This is a genomic window from Burkholderia sp. Bp8963 (assembly GCF_003854275.1).
In the GTDB taxonomy this organism is placed as follows: domain Bacteria; phylum Pseudomonadota; class Gammaproteobacteria; order Burkholderiales; family Burkholderiaceae; genus Burkholderia.
On record NZ_QTQP01000178.1, the window covers coordinates 1 to 681 of the forward strand.

At 67.4% G+C, this 681-nt stretch carries 1 protein-coding gene; it reads right to left on the minus strand.

Translation table 11 applies throughout. From position 1 onward, the window contains the following. Positions 1-161: 161 nt before the first annotated feature. The coding region (locus DID96_RS37930) for a transposase (protein ID WP_148094546.1) at positions 162-681 on the minus strand (520 nt) is incomplete at its 5' end.

The following is a 681-nucleotide window of genomic DNA, read 5'->3' on the forward strand; positions in this document are numbered from 1 at the left end:
CTAGGAGTCTGGGCGGCAGACGGTTTGCAGCGGTTAAATGAGGTCAACTCAGGCGACGCGACGTCGTCGGGCGCTGCAAGCCGGGGCCGCGCTGCGCTCGAGACCAGCATGCGTGCACAAGGCGGCTATGCAGAATCCGCACACCAGGTCGCTGGCGCCGCTCAAGCGGCCTGCATTGCGCCCATCCGCCGCAGGTTCAGCGCCATACACACGAGCTTCCACTCGGCTTGCACTTTGTGCAGACCGCGCAGGCTGAACTGTCGGAACCCGAGGACGCTCTTGATCCAGCCGTTGGGCGGCTCGGCCAACCACTTGCGTCGCCCGTAGGCCGTGCGTGCTGGCTCGGTGCCCATCTTCGCGGCCATTGCCGCGGTGTACGGCAGGCTGGCCGCATTGATGGCGACGTGCGCCTTGCCTTCGCGCCCGAGCGCGACGATTAAATCCGTGCGCTCACCCAGTGCCTCGAACACAACCTCGCTGCGGTAGCCCGCATCGGCCAGCGTCTGCGCGGGGTAGGCACCGAGGGTCTCATGCACCGCGCCCAGCATCCTGGGCAGTTCGCCCGCGTCGGCCGCGCAGTTGACCAATTCAGCGGCCACGATGATGTGGGCCGCGTCGTCGATCGCCGTCTGGCCGTTGTAGGCCGGATCGAACCCACCGCCGGCGCGCTTCATGATGCGG